Annotated in this window: 16 protein-coding genes; 11 read left to right on the top strand and 5 right to left on the bottom strand. The window is 63.9% G+C overall.

What is annotated here, in order from left to right:
* Positions 1-28 precede the first annotated feature (28 nt).
* From msbA to C84B14_RS10200, 4 genes are all read left to right on the top strand, one after another.
* Complete coding sequence (gene msbA, locus C84B14_RS10215) at positions 29-1,792, top strand: lipid A export permease/ATP-binding protein MsbA (RefSeq protein WP_353223867.1); 1,764 nt, start codon at positions 29-31, stop codon at positions 1,790-1,792.
* Positions 1,793-1,853: 61 nt separating this feature from the next.
* A complete protein-coding gene (gene lpxK, locus C84B14_RS10210; protein ID WP_353223865.1) occupies positions 1,854-2,840 on the top strand; it encodes a tetraacyldisaccharide 4'-kinase in 987 nt (328 codons plus the stop codon).
* Between the two features lie 27 nt (positions 2,841-2,867).
* A complete protein-coding gene (gene kdsB, locus C84B14_RS10205; protein ID WP_353223863.1) occupies positions 2,868-3,638 on the top strand; it encodes a 3-deoxy-manno-octulosonate cytidylyltransferase in 771 nt (256 codons plus the stop codon).
* Positions 3,631-4,131 carry a low molecular weight protein-tyrosine-phosphatase gene (locus C84B14_RS10200; RefSeq protein ID WP_353223861.1) on the top strand — a complete coding sequence of 167 codons (501 nt, stop codon included), beginning with the start codon at positions 3,631-3,633 and terminating at the stop codon, positions 4,129-4,131. The genes kdsB and C84B14_RS10200 overlap by 8 nt, the downstream gene beginning before the upstream one ends.
* 118 nt (positions 4,132-4,249) lie before the next feature.
* Here C84B14_RS10200 and rne read toward each other — a convergent pair whose 3' ends face one another.
* A complete protein-coding gene (gene rne / locus C84B14_RS10195; RefSeq protein WP_353223859.1) occupies positions 4,250-7,885 on the bottom strand; it encodes a ribonuclease E in 3,636 nt (1,211 codons plus the stop codon).
* Between the two features lie 373 nt (positions 7,886-8,258).
* Between rne and C84B14_RS10190 the strand changes: the two genes are divergently transcribed.
* On the top strand, positions 8,259-9,146 hold the full coding sequence (locus C84B14_RS10190; RefSeq protein WP_353223857.1) for an RluA family pseudouridine synthase: 888 nt from the start codon (positions 8,259-8,261) through the stop codon (positions 9,144-9,146).
* Positions 9,143-9,805 (top strand): HAD family hydrolase, encoded by a 663-nt coding sequence (locus tag C84B14_RS10185; RefSeq protein ID WP_353223854.1) that lies wholly within the window; start codon positions 9,143-9,145, stop codon positions 9,803-9,805. Before C84B14_RS10190 ends, C84B14_RS10185 begins: the two co-directional genes overlap by 4 nt.
* 237 nt (positions 9,806-10,042) lie before the next feature.
* On the opposite strand, the gene C84B14_RS10180 is transcribed toward C84B14_RS10185, so the two are convergent.
* Positions 10,043-10,636 (bottom strand): Maf family protein, encoded by a 594-nt coding sequence (locus tag C84B14_RS10180; RefSeq protein ID WP_353223852.1) that lies wholly within the window; start codon positions 10,634-10,636, stop codon positions 10,043-10,045.
* A gap of 145 nt (positions 10,637-10,781) precedes the next feature.
* Between C84B14_RS10180 and C84B14_RS10175 the strand changes: the two genes are divergently transcribed.
* The 5 genes from C84B14_RS10175 (at position 10,782) to clpA (ending at position 15,428) form a co-directional block, all read left to right on the top strand.
* Positions 10,782-11,321 carry a YceD family protein gene (locus C84B14_RS10175; RefSeq protein ID WP_353223850.1) on the top strand — a complete coding sequence of 180 codons (540 nt, stop codon included), beginning with the start codon at positions 10,782-10,784 and terminating at the stop codon, positions 11,319-11,321.
* A 34-nt stretch (positions 11,322-11,355) separates the two neighbouring features.
* Positions 11,356-11,541 (top strand): 50S ribosomal protein L32, encoded by a 186-nt coding sequence (gene rpmF / locus C84B14_RS10170; RefSeq protein WP_293625172.1) that lies wholly within the window; start codon positions 11,356-11,358, stop codon positions 11,539-11,541.
* A gap of 42 nt (positions 11,542-11,583) precedes the next feature.
* The gene (gene plsX, locus C84B14_RS10165) at positions 11,584-12,594 is read left to right on the top strand and encodes a phosphate acyltransferase PlsX (RefSeq protein ID WP_353223848.1); all 1,011 of its coding nucleotides are present in this window, start codon (positions 11,584-11,586) and stop codon (positions 12,592-12,594) included.
* A gap of 178 nt (positions 12,595-12,772) precedes the next feature.
* A complete protein-coding gene (gene clpS / locus C84B14_RS10160; protein ID WP_348765331.1) occupies positions 12,773-13,105 on the top strand; it encodes an ATP-dependent Clp protease adapter ClpS in 333 nt (110 codons plus the stop codon).
* Between the two features lie 61 nt (positions 13,106-13,166).
* The gene (gene clpA / locus C84B14_RS10155; RefSeq protein WP_348765330.1) at positions 13,167-15,428 is read left to right on the top strand and encodes an ATP-dependent Clp protease ATP-binding subunit ClpA; all 2,262 of its coding nucleotides are present in this window, start codon (positions 13,167-13,169) and stop codon (positions 15,426-15,428) included.
* A gap of 417 nt (positions 15,429-15,845) precedes the next feature.
* Here clpA and C84B14_RS10150 read toward each other — a convergent pair whose 3' ends face one another.
* The 3 genes from C84B14_RS10150 to imuA are packed head-to-tail and all read right to left on the bottom strand — an operon-like array spanning position 15,846 to position 21,125.
* Complete coding sequence (locus C84B14_RS10150) at positions 15,846-18,944, bottom strand: error-prone DNA polymerase (protein WP_353223845.1); 3,099 nt, start codon at positions 18,942-18,944, stop codon at positions 15,846-15,848.
* Positions 18,941-20,371, bottom strand: a complete 1,431-nt coding sequence (locus C84B14_RS10145) for a Y-family DNA polymerase (RefSeq protein WP_353223843.1) — start codon at positions 20,369-20,371, stop codon at positions 18,941-18,943. Before C84B14_RS10145 ends, C84B14_RS10150 begins: the two co-directional genes overlap by 4 nt.
* Positions 20,331-21,125, bottom strand: a complete 795-nt coding sequence (gene imuA, locus C84B14_RS10140; RefSeq protein WP_353223841.1) for a translesion DNA synthesis-associated protein ImuA — start codon at positions 21,123-21,125, stop codon at positions 20,331-20,333. The genes C84B14_RS10145 and imuA overlap by 41 nt, the downstream gene beginning before the upstream one ends.
* Between the last annotated feature and the right edge of the window lie 105 nt (positions 21,126-21,230).

The raw sequence follows: 21,230 nt of genomic DNA, 5'->3' as shown, positions 1-21,230 counted from the left end.
TTTTCACTTTCACGTATAGGCCCTCATCTTGGCGCGACAGCAATTCGAAACAAGCATGCCGATCGGCGAGATTTACCCGCGTTTGCTGCGCTATACGTGGCGGCACAAGAAGTGGCTCGGGATCGCCGCCATCGGCATGGCCGGTTATGCCGCCGCGGATACGGCGTTGATCTATATCCTCAAGCCGCTGCTCGACGGCAGTATCGTCGATCGCGATCCGTGGATGATCCGCTGGATTCCGGCGTTCATGCTGGTGCTGTTCCTGTTTCGCGGGGCCTTCGGCTTTTGTTCGAGCTATGGCATGTCCTGGGTGGCCAACCGCGTCATCTACAATGTGCGCAGCGATATCTTCGCGCAGTTTCTGCGCCTGCCGTCCAGCTTCTTCGACGCCAACTCGACCGGCAAGACCACCGCGAAACTGACCTACTACACCGGCCAGATTTCGGGCGCTGCCACCAGCGCGATCACCATCATGATCCAGGACACGCTGCGGATCGTGGGTTTCACCTTCCTGATGTTCTGGATCAATTGGTCGCTGGCCCTGATCACGCTGGTTATCGGCCCGCTCATCGCCATCATCATCAGCCATGTCTCGAAGCGGTTCAGACGCTACAGCATGCAGATCCAGCAATCGATGAGCGATATCACCCACGTCAGCGAAGAAGTGTTGACCGGCCAGCGCGTGGTCAAGGTCTTCGGCGGTGAAGAGCGCGAAACCCGGAGTTTCGACCGTATCAACGAGCGCAATCGTCGCATGTCGATGCGCAAGTCCACGACCAGCGCGGCGAGCGTGCCGGTGATCCAGATGATCGCGGCCTTTGCGGTGGCGTTCGTGGTATCGGTGGCGGTACGCGATACCGGTGGCGGCATCATGTCGCCGGGCGATCTGGCCGCTTTCTTCGGCGCGATGATGGCCATGATGGGCCCCATAAAACGGCTCACCAGCGTCAACGCCACCATTCAGGCCGGCATGGCGGCGGCCGGCGCCATTTTCGAGCTTATCGACGAGCCGGGCGAGAACGATCAGGGCACCCTGACGATCGAGCGGGCGAGCGGGCATATCGAAGTCAGCAACCTCTGGTTTCGCTATCCGCGCACCGAGACCGATGTGCTTCGAGAGATCAGTTTCGAGGTGAAGCCGGGGCAGACGGTCGCGTTCGTCGGTCGCTCCGGCAGCGGCAAGTCCACGTTGTTGTCGCTGCTGCCGCGCTTCTATGAATACGGCCAGGGCCATATCAAGCTCGACGGCCACGATCTGACCGAATATCGCCTGCGCGATCTGCGCCAGCAGATCAGCCTGGTCGATCAGAACGTCATTCTTTTCAACGATACCGTGGCCGGCAATATCGCCTACGGCGCGCTCGGCAATGCCGACCGCGAGGCGGTGATGGATGCCGCGCGTCGTGCCTATGCGGACGAATTCATCCAGTCGTTGCCCAACGGCTACGACACGCTCGTGGGCCAGAACGGCATCATGCTTTCGGGCGGTCAGCGCCAGCGTATCGCCATCGCGCGGGCACTGCTCAAGGACTCGCCGATCCTGATTCTGGACGAAGCGACCTCCGCGCTGGATACCGAATCCGAAAAGGCCATCCAGAAGGGCCTCGACGTGCTGATGCAGGATCGTACGACGCTGGTCATCGCCCATCGTCTGTCGACGATCCAGGATGCCGATCTGATCGTGGTGATGCATGACGGCGCCCTGGTAGAAAAGGGCACCCATAGCGAACTGATGCAGATCGGCGGGCATTATCGCGGTCTGCACGATATTCAGTTCGCGCGGCCCGATTGAGCCTGTGCGCGGTTCGCGACTCATGATTGCGTGCCCGGCACGCCGGAACTAGCGCGATCTCATGCGCGCGGCGTTGCAACGCAGCTGGTATGGCCAAGGGCGGGGCTGGCTGCTTCTGCGTCCTCTGGCCGCGTTATTCGCCGGCGTGGTCTGGATACGGCAGCGACTCTACCGCCTCGGCTGGCTGCGCAGTGAGGCCGTCGGCGTGCCGGTGCTGGTGGTCGGCAATATCACCGTCGGTGGCAGCGGCAAGACACCGCTCACGCTGGCCCTGATTGAAAAGCTGCAGCAACGCGGCCTGCGGGTGGGCGTCGTCTCGCGGGGTTACGGCGGTCAAGCCGAGGCTTATCCACTCGACGTCGGGCCCGACAGCCACGCGCGTGAAGTCGGTGACGAACCCCTGATGATGGCGCTGCAATCCGGCGCCCGCGTGGTCGTGGACCCGCGCCGTCCGCGCGGCGCCCGACGGCTCGTGGAGCAGGGCGTGGATGTGGTGATCGCCGACGACGGCCTGCAGCACTACGCGCTGCGACGCGACGCCGAGATTGCCGTGACCGACGCACGCCGCGGCGTGGGCAACGGGTCTTTACTGCCTGCCGGGCCGCTACGGGAGGCGCCGTCACGTTTGGAGACGGTGGATCTATCACTCGTGCATGGACCGGGCGCGGATTTCTGGCTCGTGCCCGGTGCCGCGATGTCGATCGACGGACAGGGCAGAAGCCGTGAGCTGACCCAGTTTGTCGGTACGCCCGTGCATGCCATCGCCGGCATTGGCGATCCACATCGTTTTTTCGACATGCTGCGTGGGCTAGGGCTGGACGTGATCGAACACCCGATGCCGGACCATTATCGTTATCGGGCACAGGATCTCGACTTCGCGGACGACTGGCCACTGCTGATGACCGGCAAGGACGCGGTCAAGTGTCGCGGCTTTGCAAACACCGCGCGCTGCTGGCAGGTGCCGGTACGCGTGGCGTTCAGCGCGGGTTGCGACGCCCGTATCGACGCCTTGCTCGACCGCCTGCTGGGCACCTGCCGGGCCGCCTGAGCCAATCGCAACGCAAAAAGGAGCGCCATGGACTTCGTCGTTATCATCCCTGCACGGTTGGCCAGCACGCGTCTGCCCAACAAAGTGCTGCACGCCATCGCGGGCGAGCCGATGCTGGCGCATGTCTGCCGCGCGGCGCGTGCCAGCGGTGCGACAGAGGTGATCGTGGCTACCGACAGCGAGGCGGTGGCCGACGCTGCGCGCGTGGCCGGCGTGACTGCGTGCATGACGCGTGCAGATCATAGCTGTGGCACCGACCGTATTGCCGAAGTGGCCGCCCAGCGTGGCTGGGCAAATGATACGATCGTGGTCAATGTACAGGCCGACGAGCCGCTTATGCCGCCGGCGCTGATCGACCAGGTCGCCACAGCCCTCGACAGCGATACCGAGGCTGCCATGGCCACGGCCTGCACTCCGATTCGCGATGCCGACGCCTTCAACAACCCCAATATCGTCAAGGTAGTGGCAACGCCTGCGGGGCGGGCATTGTATTTCAGCCGGGCGCCGATCCCCTTTCATCGCGACAGCGGCAATACCGAGTTCGAAGCGTGTGCATTTCGCCATCTCGGCATCTATGCCTATCGCGCCGGTGCGCTGCAACGGTTTTCAGCCGCGCCGCCCGGCGCCCTGGAGCGGATCGAGTCGCTGGAGCAGCTGCGTGCCTTCGAATTGAACCTGCCGATCGCTCTGGTCGAGGCGCGTACCGTGCCGGGGCCGGGCGTCGATACGCCCGACGACATCGCGCTGGTCGAGGCGCTGATGGCGGCCGGGCATTCTGCGGAGAGAGATGATGACTGAAGCGACTGTTCGGGTGATGTTCGTGTGCCTGGGCAATATCTGTCGTTCGCCCACCGCGCATGGCTTGTTCCGGCACAGGGTGGACGAGGCCGGCCTGGCCGATCGTATCGAGATTGCTTCGTCGGGCACCGGCGACTGGCATATCGGCAAACCGCCGGATCGGCGCGCGGCCCATGCGGCGCGTGGCCGCCAGATCGATATCGACGATCTGCGGGCCCAGCAGGTCACCGCCGAGGATTTGCGCTATTTCGACTATGTTCTGGCCATGGACGCGGATAACCTCGCCTCGCTGCAGGCGCTGTATCAGACCACCGAAGGCGCGCGCGCCGAGCCGTCTCTGTTCATGCGCTACAGCAGCGCCTACCGGGATCAGAGCGTGCCGGATCCGTATTTCGGCGGCGAGCGTGGCTTCGAGCTGGTGCTGGATATGATCGAAGACGCCTCGACCGGCCTGCTTGAAGATATCCGCCAGCGCTGGCCAGACCTCGACTAGCCATCCCGGCCGGTCCGTTCGCACGCGGTCCGAATACCCATACGCCGCCGGGCGCTGTACACAAAAAAGGCCCGACCCCATTACGGGGCCGGGCCTTTTTTGCGCCGGCGTCAGTCGATCAGGACGCCGACGACTTGCTTTGCGGTTTGTCCTCGTCCGAGGTGTCCGAGCTGTCCGACGTATCGGCCCGGGTCTCGACCTGATCGAGGGCTTTCTCCGACTCGGATGGGGTTTCGTCGCTATCGGCAACCACCTCCTCGACGCTGGCCCGCGCCTGGGCGACGGGGATGTCGTCTGTCTCGGCTGAGTCCGCCGGCTCGGCTGCTTCGGAAGGTTCTGCCGATTCGGAAACGGCTTCGGCAGTCGTTTCGCTCGCCGCTACCGACGTGTCCTCGATATCGGCCTGACGCTTCGCCTCACCGGTTTGCGTCTCGACTTGCTCGAGTTTGCCGGCCGAGCTTTCGCTATCGTCGGTTTCGGTTTCGGTTTCGGTTTCGGCCGCAGTCTTCGTCTTGGCTTCCGGCTCGGCGTTCGCGCTTGCTTCGCCCTCGCTGGGCGCGGCTTTCTTGGCCGGTTTGCGGCTTCGTTTGCGCTTCGGCTTGGGCGCGGGTTCTTCGTCGTCGCTCGCGGTTTGAGCCGGCTTTTCGGCGTCCGCAGTCGGTGTCGCCGGGTTGCCGACGGTTTCGTCGCTGCTTTCAGCTTCGGGCTCTTCTGCGTTTGCCGGTTCTGATGAGGCGACCGGCGTTTGCGCGGCGGCGGGCTGTTCTGTCGCGTCGGACTTGTCCCTATGCGTGTCGCCCTTTGCGTCGGCCGTCGATGCTTCGTCTGCGCGATCGCTGGCGGCCTGTTCGCGGATTTCCACCGAGCTCAGTTCGGATTCGGCCTGGGCCGGCTTGTGCTGCGATGCCGCCTTGGCATTATCGCTGGCCGTTACCGCAGACCACGGCTGGTCGTCTTCCGGCGCCGGGGCCTTCAGTGGCTTCGAGGCCTCGGCCTGTTTCTCGGCGCTGGGTTCGGCAGCCGGCGCATGCGCGCGCTCGGCGTCGGTGGCCTCGTCCGATTCCGCGTCGGCCGCATTCGTGTCCGGCTGGCCGGACTTGTCGGCGTCGCCGCTATCCGGCTTGTCGGCGTTCAGGGATGCGTCGTCCGCCGGCACGGGGGTCGCCGGCTTGTTTTCGTCTTGCGCTGCGACCGACTGCGCTTCGTTCGAGCCGGCGTCTGCCTGCGCGGCGCTATCCGAATCGGCCTGGGCGTCGCCCGAGGATTCCGACTCGTTCTGGCCGTCGCTGGCCGTCTTGTTGCGATTGCGCCCGCCGCGACGCCCGCGACCGCCACGCCGCCGCCGGCGACGTGCACCGCCGCCTTCGTTATTGGCGTCGCTGTTCGAGCTGTCGCCGCTGTCGCTGCCGTTACCGTCTGCGGCCTGAGCGGCTTGCGCGGGCTTGGTCGTATCGTCGGCGTTCGACTCGTTCGACGTCTGCGCTGCCGGCGACTTGTTATCGGCGTCGTTGTCGTCCTTGTTCTGGCCCTTCCTCTGGCCGTTGCTTTGGCCCTTGCTTTGGCTGCTGTCCTGGGTTGACGAGGACTTGTCCTTCCTGGACGTGTCGTCGTTCTTCGTGCCCTCGTTACGGGCATTCGCATTGTCCTGCGACGCCGCCTGCTTCTTGTCCTTCGGCTTGTTGCGATCGCCGTCGCCGCGCTTTTTGTCGCTGTCGTCGTTCTTGCCGGCGTTATTGGTTTTGGACGCGGAATTGTCCTTGTCACCGCTGTCGTTGTCGCTGCGATTATTGCGCCGATTGCGGCCACCGCGGCGCGAGCGCTTGTTGCCGCTGCTCTGGTTGTCCTTGCCGCTGTCGCTATCGCTCTGCCCATCGTCGTTCGAGCGGTTGCCGCGACGGGGCTTGGTCTTGCGCGCGCCTTCGCTGCTGTCGTTGTTATCGCCGGAGGTATCCGCGGTTTCGCTCGTTTTTGCCTTGGCAGTGCTGGCAGCGGCGGTGGCCGCAGCCGTGGTCTGGGGGCTGGCATCGCCGGCGAATATACGCCGCAGGGCATCCCAGAGCTGCTGCCAGGGCGTCATGCTGACGGTCGGCGCGGCCGCGGGGGCCTCGGCCGGCGCGCTCTTGCGCTCGATCACCGGTGCATCGGGCCGCGCCACGCGCTTGACCGCTGGCTCTTCCCGGGTGGTGGTGGCGGTGCCATGGTTCGGCTCCACCGGTTTTTCGATCTCCACGTGGGTATCGAGGCGGTAGCTGGTCGCGTCGTTGGCGTCTTCGGAAAGCTGGTCGCCACGCACGCGCTTGATTTCGTAGTGCGGGGTTTCCAGCGTGTGGTTCGGCACCAGCGTGACCTGGGTGCTGGAGCGTTTTTCCACGCCTGCGATATCGTCGCGTTTTTCGTTGAGCAGGAAGCTGGCCACGGCGATCGGCAGCTGCACGATCACCCGCCCGGTGGACGGTTTCATGGCTTCTTCCTCGAGCAGGCGCAGAATCGACAGCGACAGCGATTCCACGCTGCGAATCGAACCACGGCCGAGACAGCGCGGGCAGGCCTGGGAGGAGTATTCCGACAGTGAGGGCTTGAGCCGCTGGCGCGACATTTCGAGCAGGCCAAAGCGCGAGATGCGCCCGATCTGAACCCGCGCGCGGTCAGCCTTGGCTGCCTGCTTGAGGCGGTTCTCCACCTCGCGCTGGTTCTTGTTGCTTTCCATGTCGATGAAGTCGATCACCACCAGGCCGCCCAGATCGCGGATACGCAGCTGGCGGGCCACTTCCTCGGCGGCTTCCAGGTTGGTGTTGAAGGCCGTTTCCTCGATGCCGCCGCCCTTGGTCGCACGGGCGGAGTTGATATCGACCGAGGTCATGGCTTCGGTGTGGTCGATCACGATCGAGCCGCCGGAGGGCAGGGTGACTTCCCGCTCGAAGGCGCTCTCGATCTGGGATTCGACCTGGAAACGCGAGAACAACGGCGTTTCGTCGGTGTATTGCTTGAGCTTGCCCAGCGCATGCGGCATGACCTGCTGCATGAACTCGCGGCCGGTTTCGTAGATATCGGCCTGGTCGATGAGCACTTCGCCGATATCGTCGCGCAGGTAGTCGCGCAGCGCGCGGATGATGACGTTGGATTCCTGATAGACCAGGAACGGCGCCTTGCGCGCGTCGGCGGCTTCGTTGATCGCTTTCCAGACCTGGGCGAGATAGTCCAGATCCCACTGCAGTTCTTCGGCGCATCGGCCCACGCCGGCGGTGCGCACGATCACGCCCATGCCGTTGGGTACCTGTACCTCGTTAAGGGCTTCGCGCAGCTCGTTGCGGTCTTCGCCTTCGATCCGCCGCGACACGCCGCCCGCACGGGGGTTGTTGGGCATGAGCACCAGATAGCGCCCGGCGAGGCTGACGAAGGTGGTCAGAGCAGCGCCCTTGTTGCCGCGCTCCTCCTTTTCCACCTGAACGATGATCTCCTGACCTTCGGACAGCGCGTGCTTGATGCTGTCCTTGCCGTTACCGCCGTTCTGGTTTTTGTTGAAGTAATCCTTGGCGACTTCCTTGAGCGGCAGAAAACCGTGCCGATTACCGCCGTAATCGATGAAGGCGGCTTCGAGGCTCGGCTCGACACGCGTCACGCGGCCCTTGTAGACATTGGCCTTGCGCTGTTCGCGGCTGCCGACTTCGATATCTAGATCATGGAGTTTCTGGCCATCGACGATCGCCACGCGCAGCTCTTCGGGCTGCGTGGCGTTGATCAAAATGCGTTTCATTCGAATGGGTCTCGACTGGCGCTCGACTGCCCGAAAGTGCAAGCGGCGCGCGCAAACAGGCGCCGGCCGCCGGCGTAGTCGTGGTCTCGTGGCCGGTAAGGACGGCGACGATCACACGGTGCGCAGCAACAATCAGACAGGAGCACATGAATAAATAAATGACTCTTCGCGGAAGAACACGCTGTATCCGGGGCGCATGCTAGGCTTGCCCGGCATTTTTTAAGCGTGTGACAAATGACTGTCAGTCGGCGATTGCGTGCCCGCGCGGGAAAGGCGTCGGCGGACAGATTAATCAACCCGACCTTGGGAGTGTAATCTGACTACGGCACCCGCTCAAGTTCGCTATGTCCGCGTCGATAGTAACGATGCAGGCATGCGGCTCGACAATTTCCTCTTGCGCACCTTTCGGGACGTTCCGAAATCGAAGGTCTACCGGATCATCCGCAGTGGCGAGGTGCGGGTTAACCGCGGCCGCGCCAAGCCGGGCACGCGTCTGGCCGAAGCCGACGAGATCCGCCTGCCGCCGGTACGCCAGAAAGAAAAGCCCGGCCCCGGTCGCCCGCCCGACGGCCTGATCGAGAAGACCCGTAGGGCGCTGATGCATGAGCGCGACGACATGCTGGTGTTCAACAAGCCGGCGGGCTTGGCGGTGCACGCCGGCAGCGGCCTGCGCTTTGGCCTGATCGAAGTGTTGCGGGTGGCACGGCCGGGCGAGTACGTCGAACTGGTACATCGTCTGGACCGCCAGACCAGCGGCTGTCTGCTGGTGGCCCGTTCGCGCGCGGCGCTGGACGCCCTGCGGGCCGGCCTGAACGACGCGGCCGCGACCAAGCGCTATCTGGCTCTCGTCGATGGACATTGGAAAGCGGGGGCGATCGAAGTGGACGTGCCGCTATCGCGCGATGTCGAGCGCAGCGGCGAACGCATGGTCACGGTAGACCCCGAGGGCGGCAAGGCGAGCGTGTCGCGCTTCGAACCGGTCGCCTTTTATGGCGATGCCACGCTCATGTCGGTCGAGATCAAGACCGGGCGCACCCACCAGATCCGAGTGCACGCCGCCCATTGCGGCCATCCCGTGGCCGGCGACGACAAATACGGCTCGAATCGGCGTGCCGCGCTATGGCAGGAGCGGGGGCTTGGCCGCATGTTCCTGCACGCCGCACATATCGATATGCCCTACGGACAGGATACGTTACAGCTCGACGCGCCGCTGGCCGCGGATCTGGCGCAGCTACTCGACCAGTTGGATGAACAGGAATGAAGCGATACGAACTGCTGGTATTCGACTGGGACGGCACCTTGATGGACTCCGCCGGCGAAATCGTGTCGGCCATGCAGACCGCGATTCAGGATCTGGGGCTGCCCGAGCGCTCGCCGGATCGCATGCGCGAACTGATCGGCCTCGGTCTGGACGACGTGCTGGCACGGTTGTTTCCGGATCTGGACACGCAGCGCGTACGCGCGCGCCTGCACGCCTATCGCGCGCGCTATGGAATGAAACGCAGTGCCGCGAAGCTTTTCCCGCCGGTCGTGGATGCCTTGGAGGCACTCAAGGCGCAGGGCTTCGAGATGGCGGTGGCCACCGGCAAGAGCCGGCGCGGCCTGGATGCCGCGATGCGCGACACGGGCACCAAAGGTTATTTCCGCTGGACGCGCTGTGCCGACGAATGCACGCCGAAGCCGGCGCCGGACATGATCGAGAACATCCTCTTGCGGTCGGCCACGCTGCCCGAGCATGCGCTGATGATCGGTGACACCGAATACGATGTCGCCATGGCCCGGGCGGCCGGAGTGGATGCGATCGGCGTGGGCTGTGGCGTTCACGACGCCGCGCGGTTGCGTCGTGCCGGCGCGCTTGAAGTGCTCGACAGCGTCGAGACGCTGCCCGATTGGCTGGCCTGCGAACGGCGCAGCGCCTGATCGCGCCGGCTCGGGAATCGCTGCATGACCTTTCGTGGCTCGCGTTCGAGTCCTCGAATGCGTTGCGACAAGGCAGGCGAGCGCGGCGCCTGTCTTCTGGACAGGTCGAACTCGGCAACGCAGTGGCGGCGTATTTGAGGCCGACGCCTTCGGGGCAGCCGGCCTTTTCATGCCGGCCGCGCGCGAAGCACGCCGGCGCGACCACGACAGGTTGGCCAGAGCTTTTCTAGCGATTCCCTAGGGAATCTCGACGCCGGCCTCGGCGAGCAGCCGGCACAGCGCGATTAGCGGCAGTCCGACCAGCGTCGACGGATCTTTCGACTCGATCGATTCGACAAGGCTGATGCCCAGGCCTTCGGACTTGATGCTGCCCGCGGTCGCGGTGACGTCCTCGAGCTCTACATAACGCGCGATGCGGGCATCGTCGAGTTCGCGAAAACGCGTGGTCACGGTTTCGACACAGGAACGCGGTGTGTCGAATACGGGCGCGCATACACACAGACCGGTATGGAAATACACGGTCTTGCCGGATTGATGACGCAGCTGTGCCCGTGCCTTTTCCGGCGTGCCGGGCTTGCCGAGAATATCGCCCTCCACATCGGCGACCTGGTCGGAACCGATTACGATGGCTTCGGGGCGGTCATCGAATATGCGCCGTGCCTTGCCGATAGCCAGGCGCTCGGCCAGGGCCGTCGGGGCTTCGTTGACGCGCGCGCTTTCATCGATATCCGGCGAGATCGCTTCGAACTCGAGCCCCAGGCGAGTCAGAAGCTCTCGCCGCCAGGGCGAGCTGGAGGCAAGAATGATGGGTGCGGGGGAGGTCGGGGCCATGCGGAGTCCTTTGTCGGCGAATCTCTGGCCGCCAGAGGATAAACGATCCGTACCGCCATCTGTCGGCCTCGCGTACGGTGCATGCCAAGACCGAAACGGCGAAATGCTTTGACTTGGCGGGGTTTCGGCCCTATTATCGCGCGCCATGAGCACGCCCCGAGCGCTGGTACCTCGTGTCGATTACCGTCGGCTTGCCACACAGCAGGGGCGAATCGAAGGCCGTCTCGATCTGGATCATCTGGATCGAGTCGCGGCACAGACGATCGACGCATCGGCCGGTGCAAGCCCGGTGATGGTGGATCTCGAGTTTCGGGAGGATGCGCAACGGCGTGTCCATGTCGAGGGTGATATCAGCACGACGCTTCGGCTTGAATGCCAGCGTTGTCTGAACGCTTTCGATCATCCGATGAACGTGGCCGTGTCCGGCGTCGTAGTCGGCGACGACGACGCTGCTGCAAACGTGCCGCGCGAATACGAACCGGTGCTGGCCGACGGCGACATGCTGGATGTGCATGCGCTGGTGGCTGACGAACTGCTTCTGGCGCTGCCTAGCGTAGCCCGGTGCAGCCGGCCCGAATGTACGGCGCAGTATGTCGATCACGACATGCCGCGCCGTGACGAACAATACGATGAACGACGCAACAATCCGTTCGCGGTGCTGAATCAGCTCAAACGCGACGATTGACGATTTTCGACAACGCTGGAAGACATAGAACGCCATGGCCGTCCAAAAGAACCGCAAATCCCGTTCGAAGCGCGACAAGCGTCGCAACACGCACGCCAGCATGAATCCGCCGACGCTGTCGATCGATCAGACGACTGGTGAGACGCATCTGCGTCATCACGTCACGCGCGACGGTTTCTACCGTGGTCGTCGCGTCGTCAATACCGGCGACGACGTTTAAGCACGGATGATTCCCGGGGCTAGAAGCCCCGGGCTCCGACTTATGACGCGTATTGCAGTCGACGCCATGAGCGGCGACCACGGCGCCCCTGTGGCCGTGGAAGCCGCGATCAAGAGTTTGCAGGCTCACCCCGACCTGGGAATCATTCTGGTCGGTGACGCCGAAACTCTGCATCGACAGATCGCACGCCACAAGAAGGCAGACGTCGGCGAGCGCCTCGCCGTGCGCCATGCCAGCGAAGTGGTGGGCATGTCGGAATCGCCGGCACGCTCGCTGCGCCAGAAGAAAGACTCTTCGATGCGCGTGGCGATCAACGTGGTCCAGAACGGCGACGCCGCGGCCTGCGTATCGGCGGGCAATACCGGCGCGCTGATGGCTACGGCGCGGTTCGTGCTCAAGACCCTGGCCGGTATCGACCGGCCCGCGATCATATCGCCGATCCCGTCTCGTCAGGGCCATACCCTGATGCTCGATCTGGGCGCAAACGCTGAATCGACCCCCGAACAATTGTTCCAGTTCGCGGTCATGGGCGCGGTACTTGCCGAAGCCGTGCACGGCGTCGAGGAACCGCGGGTCGGGCTGCTCAATATCGGCGCCGAAGAGATCAAGGGCAATATCCAGATCCAGCAGGCCGGCAAGCTGCTAGGAGAGAGCGAGCTCAACTATATCGGCTTCGTGGAAGGCGACGATATCTATATCGGCGACGTTGACGTCGTGGTCTGCGACGGCTTTGTCGGCAACGTTGCGCTCAAGACCAGTGAAGGCCTGGGCAAGCTCATAGCCCAGTTCCTGAGAGAGGAATTTTCGCGCAATGCGCTGACGCGTAGCGCGGCATTCTTCGCCATGCCGGTGCTCAAGGCATTTCGTCGGCGCGTGGATCCGCGCCAGTACAACGGGGCGACCTTCATCGGCCTGCAGGGTACGGTTATCAAGTCGCACGGCGATGCCGATGCCGTTGCCTTTGCCAGCGCGATCAACGTGGCCCGCATGGAAGTCGAACAGAAAGTGCCGCAGCGTATTCGTTCGCTTCTAGCGCACAACCTCGGCGAATAACCCCGCCTCTTCCCGCGCCGACCCGCGCGGATGCCCTGGCTACGAGGCCTGGGCGATCGATTGCGTCCGATCGATTGATTTGCTGCCCCCGTATCCTTATATCCTGCGTATAGAAAATGGATTCGATGCCGATTGAGTCTTCATGCAAGACTCGACGGCAGGCCAAGGTAGGCACGAGATGAGTCAGTCCGACAAACCCAAGCCGACGGTGGAAGACGAAGGCGAGGCCGTTGTCGAAACCAGTCGGCCGAAAACCAAGCAGCCACCGCTCTACAAAGTGGTCATGCACAACGACGACTTCACACCGATGGAGTTCGTTGTGGAAGTGCTGATGACGTTTTTCAATCTCAACCGCGAGCAGTCGGTCCAGGTCATGCTGACCGTTCATACGCGGGGTAAGGCGGTGGCTGGTACGTTTACGGCTCAGATAGCCGAAACCAAGGTGGCCATGGTCAACGACCATGCACGCGCCCATCAGCACCCGCTGTTGTGTACTATGGAAAAAGCCTGATTTTCGCAATCTTCGAGGACAGAATCAGGCCTCAATCGAACATTAGGTTCGGGGACGCAAAATGCTGAGCCAGGAACTTCAAACCGCTCTGGATGCCGCCTTCATGGTGGCGCGACGTCAGCACCACGAAATGCTGACTGTCGAGCACCTGCTGATGTCACTGCTGGATAATCCCGGCGTGGCCGAGGTGCTGGAAGCGGTAAGCGCGGATATTCCGAGTCTGGAACGCGAACTCAAAAGCTATATCGATACGCATGTGCCGGTCGTGCCGGCCGGTGAAGATCATGAAGTCCAGCCCACGCTGGGCTTCCAGCGCGTGCTGCAGCGCGCGGTCTACCATGTCCAGTCGTCGGGCAAGAAAGAGGTGACCGCGGTCAACGTACTGATCGCGATCTTTTCCGAGCAGGAATCACATGCGGTCTATCTGCTCGGCGAGCAGGGTGTAAGCCGACTCGACGTGGTCAACTACGTATCGCACGGTGTATCCAAGTCGGGTAGCGAAGGCGAACAGCCCGGCTCGACCTCGGAGAAAGGAGCCGAGGAGGGCGGCGAGGCCGGCAAGTCACCGCTCGAACAATATGCGACCAACCTCAATCGCAAGGCGGCCGAAGGTGACGTGGATCCGTTGATCGGCCGTGATCACGAGATCGAGCGCGTGGTGCAAACGCTGTGCCGCCGGCGCAAGAACAACCCGCTGCTGGTGGGCGAGGCCGGCGTTGGCAAGACGGCGATCGCCGAAGGCCTGGCCCGCATGATCGTCGACGGCGAGGTGCCGGAGGTTCTCGGCAAGAGCGTGATTTACGCGCTCGATCTGGGCGCGCTGATTGCCGGTACAAAATATCGCGGCGATTTCGAAAAGCGTCTCAAGGGCGTACTGGCCGAACTGGAAAAGCAGGACGGTGCGGTGCTGTTCATCGACGAAATTCATACCATCATCGGCGCTGGTGCGGCCTCGGGTGGTGTGATGGACGCCTCGAACCTGCTCAAGCCGAAGCTCGCTTCCGGCGAGTTGCGCTGCATGGGTGCGACCACCTATCAGGAATTCCGCGGTGTGTTCGAAAAGGATCGGGCGTTGGCGCGCCGTTTCCAGAAGATCGATGTGCCGGAGCCGAGCGTGGCCGATACCGTGCAGATCCTGCGCGGTCTCAAGGACCGTTTCGAGGAGCATCATCAGGTGCGCTACACGCAGCCGGCGCTGGAGGCCGCTGCGGAGCTGTCGGCCCGGCATATCAACGACCGGCACCTGCCGGACAAGGCCATCGACGTGATCGACGAGGCGGGCGCGCGTCTGCGTCTGCGGCCGTCCAGTAAGAAGCGCAAGACCGTCCAGGTCCGTGATATCGAGGATATGGTGTCGCGTATTGCGCGGATTCCGTCCAAGACGGTGTCCCGTGACGATCGCGACGTGCTCAAGACGCTCGAGCGTGATCTCAAGCTGGTGATTTTCGGCCAGGACGAAGCGGTCACCTCACTGGCGAGCGCCATCAAGATGTCGCGCTCGGGTCTGGACAACCGGGACAAGCCGATCGGCTCTTTCCTGTTCGCCGGGCCGACCGGCGTCGGCAAGACCGAGGTCACCCGCCAGCTGGCGCTGCATCTGGGCGTGGAGCTGGTTCGCTTCGATATGTCCGAATACATGGAGCGGCATACGGTGTCGCGCCTGATCGGCGCACCGCCGGGGTATGTCGGCTATGACCAGGGCGGGCTGCTGACCGAAGCGGTCAACAAGCAGCCCCACTCGGTGGTGCTGCTGGACGAAATCGAGAAAGCCCATCCGGATATCTTCAACCTGCTCTTGCAGGTGATGGACCACGGCAAGCTCACCGACAACAACGGCCGGGAAGCAGATTTCCGCAACGTCATCCTGGTGATGACGACCAACGCCGGGGCCGAAGCCATGGCCAGCCGCGGGATTGGCTTCAATCCCAGCGACAGCAGCTCGGACGGCATGGAAGCCATTCGTCGTGGCTTTACGCCGGAGTTCCGCAATCGTCTGGACTCGATCATTCAGTTCCAGCCGTTGCAGGGCGAAGTCATCGAGCGGGTGGTGGACAAGTTCATCCTCCAGCTCGAAGCACAGCTGGAAGCACGCGGCGTCGGGCTCACGGTCGAAGCCGAGGCGCGCAGCTGGCTGGCCGAGCGCGGCTACGATGTGAAGATGGGCGCACGGCCGATGGCCCGTGTGATCCAGGATCACATCAAGAAACCGCTGGCCGAAGAGCTTTTGTTCGGCCGACTGGCCAACGGCGGCCAGGTGGTCGTGCGCGTGGACGACGATGCGATCGAGCTCGATATCACGTCCCGAGAAATCGCCGAAGCCTGATTCGATCGACGATAGGCTTCAACACGTGCATTCAAGGCCCGGTTTTACCGGGCCTTTTTTTTGGCAGCCACTTCGCGACGTGGCGTCCGGAATGCTTGGTCGTCGGCAAATGAACGCGAATGGAGGCAAGTAGCAGGTCAATCGCAGGGTCTTGGTTGGGAGGACTGTGCGGTGGTGGTCGACCCGCCGTGCAAGACTTTGTCCTTACCAATGCACGCCCATCAGGGACCGATTGGTTAACTTGAAACACTCGACGGGTTTGGGATGAGTTTTAAAAAAACAATTACCCTCAGTGAGTTATTTTTAATTATTAAAGTTGATACGAGTTCGCTTGTTCGCGTCAATCTGCGGAATCGGCGTAGCCCGCGGAGAGGGTTTTTCTGCTGTTTCGCGATAAGTCGTATAACACACGGCTGTTCAATGGAAATCTCGGGAGCGCGTGGTCAGTTTCCCGAGCCGGGCGCTGTCGTCGACGATATGTCGCGCCACGCAGTGGGTAACGGGGCCCTGGCGTTGCATGATGCCGTTCACCCGTAGCAGCCGGGCGCTGGTGACGGCCACGCGATAGCGGGCGAGCAGGTCGCGATGGACGACCACGTTCACGCAGCCGGTTTCGTCTTCGAGCGTGATGAAGGTCGTGCCCTTCGCGCTGCCGGGACGCTGGCGGATGGTGACCAGGCCGGCGACATGCGCAGCGCGACGATCGGCCAGGGCATCGAAATCGCGGGCACAGAGCACGCCCTGGCGAGCCAGCTGCGGGCGTAACAGCGCCAACGGATGTCTGCGCAGGGTCAGGGCGGTACTGGCATAGTCGGCCACGATATCGTTGCCTTCGCGCGGCGCGGGCAGGGCCACTTCGGGTTCAGGCGCCTCGAGCTCGGCAAACAGATCGTCGTGGGTACGGGCGGCCGCGATCTGCCATTGCGCCTGATGACGATGGCCGGCCAGCCCGCGCAGGGCATCGGCCCGGGCCAGCGCATCGCGGCAGCGCCGATCCAGCCGGGCACGAGTGACCAGATCCGATACCCGTGCGAATTGGCCGACGCGGCGTGCAGCGACGATGCGTTCGCCGGCTTCTTGCGACAGCCCCTTGATCAGCCTTAGACCCAGGCGCAGTGCAAAGGCTTGGGTATCGGTGCGTTCGAGCGTGCAGTCCCAGTCGGAGTGACACACATCGGCCGGGTGTACTGTCACCCCGTGACGTTTGACATCGGCCACGATCTGGGCCGGTGCATAGAAGCCCATCGGTTGGCTGTTGATCAGGGCGGCCGCGAAGGCGGCCGGATAGTGGCATTTGATATACGACGACACATAGACGAGCAGGGCAAAACTCACGGCATGGGATTCGGGAAAGCCGTAGCTGCCGAAACCCTTGATCTGTTCGAAGATCCGATCGGCGAATTCTTCGGCATAGCCGTTGGCCCGCATGCCGCTCTTCAAGCGGTCGCGCCAGGGTTCGAGTCCGCCTTTCTTCTTCCAGGCGGCCATTGAACGACGTAGCCCGTCGGCTTCGCCGGCGCTGAAATTGGCCGCCACCATGGCGATTTTCATCACCTGTTCCTGAAAGATCGGCACGCCGTGGGTGCGTTCGAGCACCCCGCGCAGGGCTTCGCTGGGGTATTCGATCTCTTCGCGCTTTTTTTCGCGGTTGAGCAGGTAGGGGTGGACCATGCCGCCCTGGATCGGGCCGGGACGTACGATCGCCACTTCGACCACGAGATCGAAAAACCGCTGCGGGCGCAGCCGTGGCAGCATGGTCATCTGGGCCCGCGATTCGATCTGGAAAACGCCGACCGTATCGGCGGCCGAAATCATGTCGTAGGTGGGCCTGTCCTTGCCGGGAATGGTGGCCATGCTGAGCACGCGTCCGTAATGGCGTTCGATGAGCGTGAAACAGCGGCGCAGGCAGCTGAGCATGCCCAGTGCGAGCACGTCGATCTTCATCAGGCCGACCGCTTCCAGATCGTCCTTGTCCCACTGGATGATAGTGCGATTGGGCATGGCTGCCTTTTCCACCGGCACCAGCTCTTCCAGCGGTACTTCGGAGAGCACGAAACCGCCGACATGCTGGGATAGATGACGTGGAAACCCGATGAGCGTATCCACCAGCATGAGAATACGATCGAGATCGCCGGCATCGATATCGATACCGCGTTCGTCGAGCTGGGCGGCCAGGCTGCCGTCATCGCTGCGGCGCGACAGCGCGCCGGCCAGGGTGTCGATCTGGTCGACGCTCAGGCCCATGGCCCGGCCGACGTCGCGCATCGCGCTGCGTGGTCGGTAATGGATGACGGTGGCCGCGAGCGCGGCGCGCTGACGGCCGTAGCGGGCATAGATGTACTGAATGATCTCTTCGCGGCGTTCGTGTTCGAAGTCGACGTCGATATCCGGCGGTTCGTTGCGATCACGTGAGATGAAGCGCTCGAAGAGCATGTCGTGGCGCAACGGGTCCACTTCGGTGATGCCCAGACAGAAACACACCACCGAATTGGCCGCCGAGCCGCGCCCCTGACAGAGAATGCCGCGTCGGTTCGCCTCTTCGACGATATCGTGGACGGTCAGAAAATAATGCGGATAGTTCTTTTCCTCGATCAGCGCGAGCTCATGCTCGATCTGCCGACGTATCGCGGCATTCGTGCCTTCGGGCCAGCGCCGCCGACAGCCGCGCTCCACCAGCATGCGTAGATGTTCGAGCGCGGTCTGGCCCTGGGGCACGACTTCGGAGGGATAGTCGTAGCGGATTTCGCGCAGGGAAAAGCTGCAATCGGCGGCGATACGCAGGCTGGCGGCCAGCGTGTTTTCGGGATAGAGAGCGGCCAGCGTCGAGCGCGGGCGCAGGTAGCGTTCGCCGTTGGCGAACAATGCCCGCCCGGCGTTGTGGACGGTCGTGCCCAGGCGCAGGGCAGTGAACACGTCCTGCAGGGCACGCCGCGCCCGCCGATGCATATGGACATCGCCCACCGCGACCAGCGGCAGACCGTATCGGGCCCGCAGTTCATCGAGGCGGCGTCGGTGGGTCATATCGGCGGCGCGTCGATGCAGGGCCAGTGCGATATGACTCTGGCGCGGGTAGGTGGTGGCCAGCCAGGCCAGCAGATGATGCAGCGCCGGTATGGGTGGGCAGTCGTAATCGGGCAGGACCAGAATGCGGCAGTCGGCCAGGGTATCGGCCTGCAGGTCGGCCAGGCCGATACGGTAGTCGCCCTTGGCCACGCGTTGCCGGGCGTCGGTAATCAGCCGGCACAGGCGGGTATAGCCGTTGCGGTTGCGTACCAGCAGAATGACGGTCACGCCCTCGTCGAGGGTGAAGCGGCTGCCCAGAATGAGATCGATAGCGCAGGCTTCGGCGGTTTGCAGGGCCCGTACCGCGCCGGCCAGGCTGCATTCGTCGGTCAGTGCGATCGCCTGATAGCCGAGTTCGGCCGCGCGGGCGACCAGTTCTTCCGGCGTGGAGGCGCCGCGCTGGAAGGAAAAACCGCTTACGCAGCACAGCTCGGCATAGCCGAGCGCGCTCATCCGAACAGGCCGTGCATGTAATAGACCGGCGTGTCGCCGCTGGGGGCATGGGCCAGATCGCGATAAACCCAGAGCAGGCGTCCCTGGCCGTCACGGGCGCGAAAATAATCGCGTCGGATGCTGTGTTCCCACCAGCCGGTTTCGATACGTTCGGGGCCGGCGATCAGGGTCAGCTCGGCCGGCGCACGCTCGGGCACGTCGAGCAGCCACATCGGGCGTGGGGCCGACGCGGGGGTATGGCTTGTGGCCGGCCGGTCATGGCGGGCACTGGCCTGTTCCGGGCGGTGGTCGTCCACGTCGTGCAGCCAGCCGACTGCCTCGTGGCCCAGCCGCGCGCGCAGGCGATCGAGCACCGCCGGCCATTGTTCGATACCGGCGTGGTCGGGGTCGCGCCAGAGGCTGTCCTGGTCCTGTTCGAAACGACGCAGGCGATCGCTGGCCAGCGCGATTTCGAGCACTGGCGCAGCCAGGGTGACCCGGGCCAGTCGTTCGTTGGCCACCCGCTCCAGATGGTCCGCATCACGTGAGGGCGACGCCAGACGCAGCAGCAGGCGGGTGGGCGGCAAATCGTCGTGAATGAGCTTGAGCTGCAGCGTCTGGATGGTGGCATCCGCCCCCTGCAGAAACGCGGCCAGCTCGGCGAACACGCGCCGCAGCACGAATACCAGTCCCTGGGTCGTTTCGACCGCGCCGGTGAGCTCGTGGCGGGTGCCGTAGCGCTGCGGCAGGGTATAGAAATCCAGCCCGTGCGGCCGGCGGCCGCGCAGCTGCTCCAGCGCGTCCAGGGTCGGCTTGCCGTAGCGGCGTACCAGCGTGCCCGGCGGCAGGGCCAGCAGTTCGCCGGCAAGGCGCAGCCCGCTGGCCTTGAGCGACAGCGTGGTCTGGGCGTCGAGGTCCAGACAGGTCAGCGGCAGGCGGGCCAGACCTTGGGCACGGTGTTTGGGCGAAGGCGCACGCGCAAACGCCAGGGCGGCATGGGGGCTGTCGCCCACGCCCAGGGTATAGCGATAGCCCATGCGGTCGAGATCGGCACGTACGCGTTCGAGCAGGCGCTGGCGACCACCGAACAGACGCAGGCTGGCGCCGATTTCGAACACCACGCGCGCGCATTCGACGCGGTCGCTGGCGCGTGCGATATGGACCTGGCTGCTGTAATGCCAGGCCCAGCCGCCCAGACGTTCGAGCGCGGCCCCTTCGCCGGCGATATGGCGTGCTAGTACGACGGCCTCGGGCACACGCATGCGCGCATCGGCCAGCAGCATGCCGCGGCGTACACCTTGTTCGAGCGCGCAGGCGTCGGCGGCCACGACATGACGCCGGCCGCGCTGTTCGGCCACCACCAGCGTCGGGCTCGTGCCCGGCGGCCGGGCGCTGGTATCGGCGCGGCTATCGAGCGCCCAGTGGGGAAGACGAAGAGCGAGCCACATGGGGAACACGATCGGGTTGAGGAATATCGTTGCTGGCGCCTGCACGCAGCGCCGCCAGCTCGGCACGAGGGGGCTCGAATTGCCAGACGCGTTCGACGCCGGGCTGTAGTCCGGCAATACGGGCGCCGGCAGGGCCGCGGCATTTGAGTATCTCGATACGCTGGCCGCCGCCGCTGGCAGTGATCGCCAGGCGCAGGGCCGCCGGCGAGCGTTCGGCGGCCGCCCGGATATGGCGATAGACAAACACCGGACAGGCCGCCTTCTCGGCGGCCAGCTGCAGGCGACGCAGGGCGGTTGTATCAAGACGGTCGGCCCAGACGACGAAACCGGCAAACGCATTCGCCCGTGCCATCTGTTCGACACACCACACTTTTTCGCTCTCGTCGCGACAGGCCACGAGCGGCACCCGGGCACAATCGATGCCGGCCTGGGTGAGTGCCGGGGCCTGCAGGGTGGGCGGCGGTGCGATGAAGGCGAGCTGGCGCTTGGGCTGTTCACGCATGCGCCGGGCCAGGCCGTGCAACAGCAGGCTCAGCTCGCCCAGCCCTGCGTTGTTGCACAGCAGTTCGGTAACGGCGCCGATCGGATAGCCGCCGCCGGGCAGCTGGCGATCCAGCGTCGGCGAGCCCGTGGCCATGGCCGGCAGTTCGGCCTGCCGCGTGGCCCGATGCACGCCAAAGCGTTGCCAGAAGGCTTCATGGGCGGCCAGCCGCTGGCCGTGCGGGTCTACGTTGTCGATAGGCTGCTTGTTCATAACTGTATTTATATACAGTTAATACAGCAGTGACTACCCCCAGCAACGATTCATCGACGCCAACGCCCGTCAGACCGGCGCTTGGCTACCCTGGCTGCGGGTAGC

Source organism: Salinisphaera sp. C84B14 (assembly GCF_040361435.1).
GTDB lineage: Bacteria > Pseudomonadota > Gammaproteobacteria > Nevskiales > Salinisphaeraceae > Salinisphaera.
Note: the sequence above shows the minus strand (reverse complement) of the source record. Positions and strands in the feature narration are given on the sequence as shown.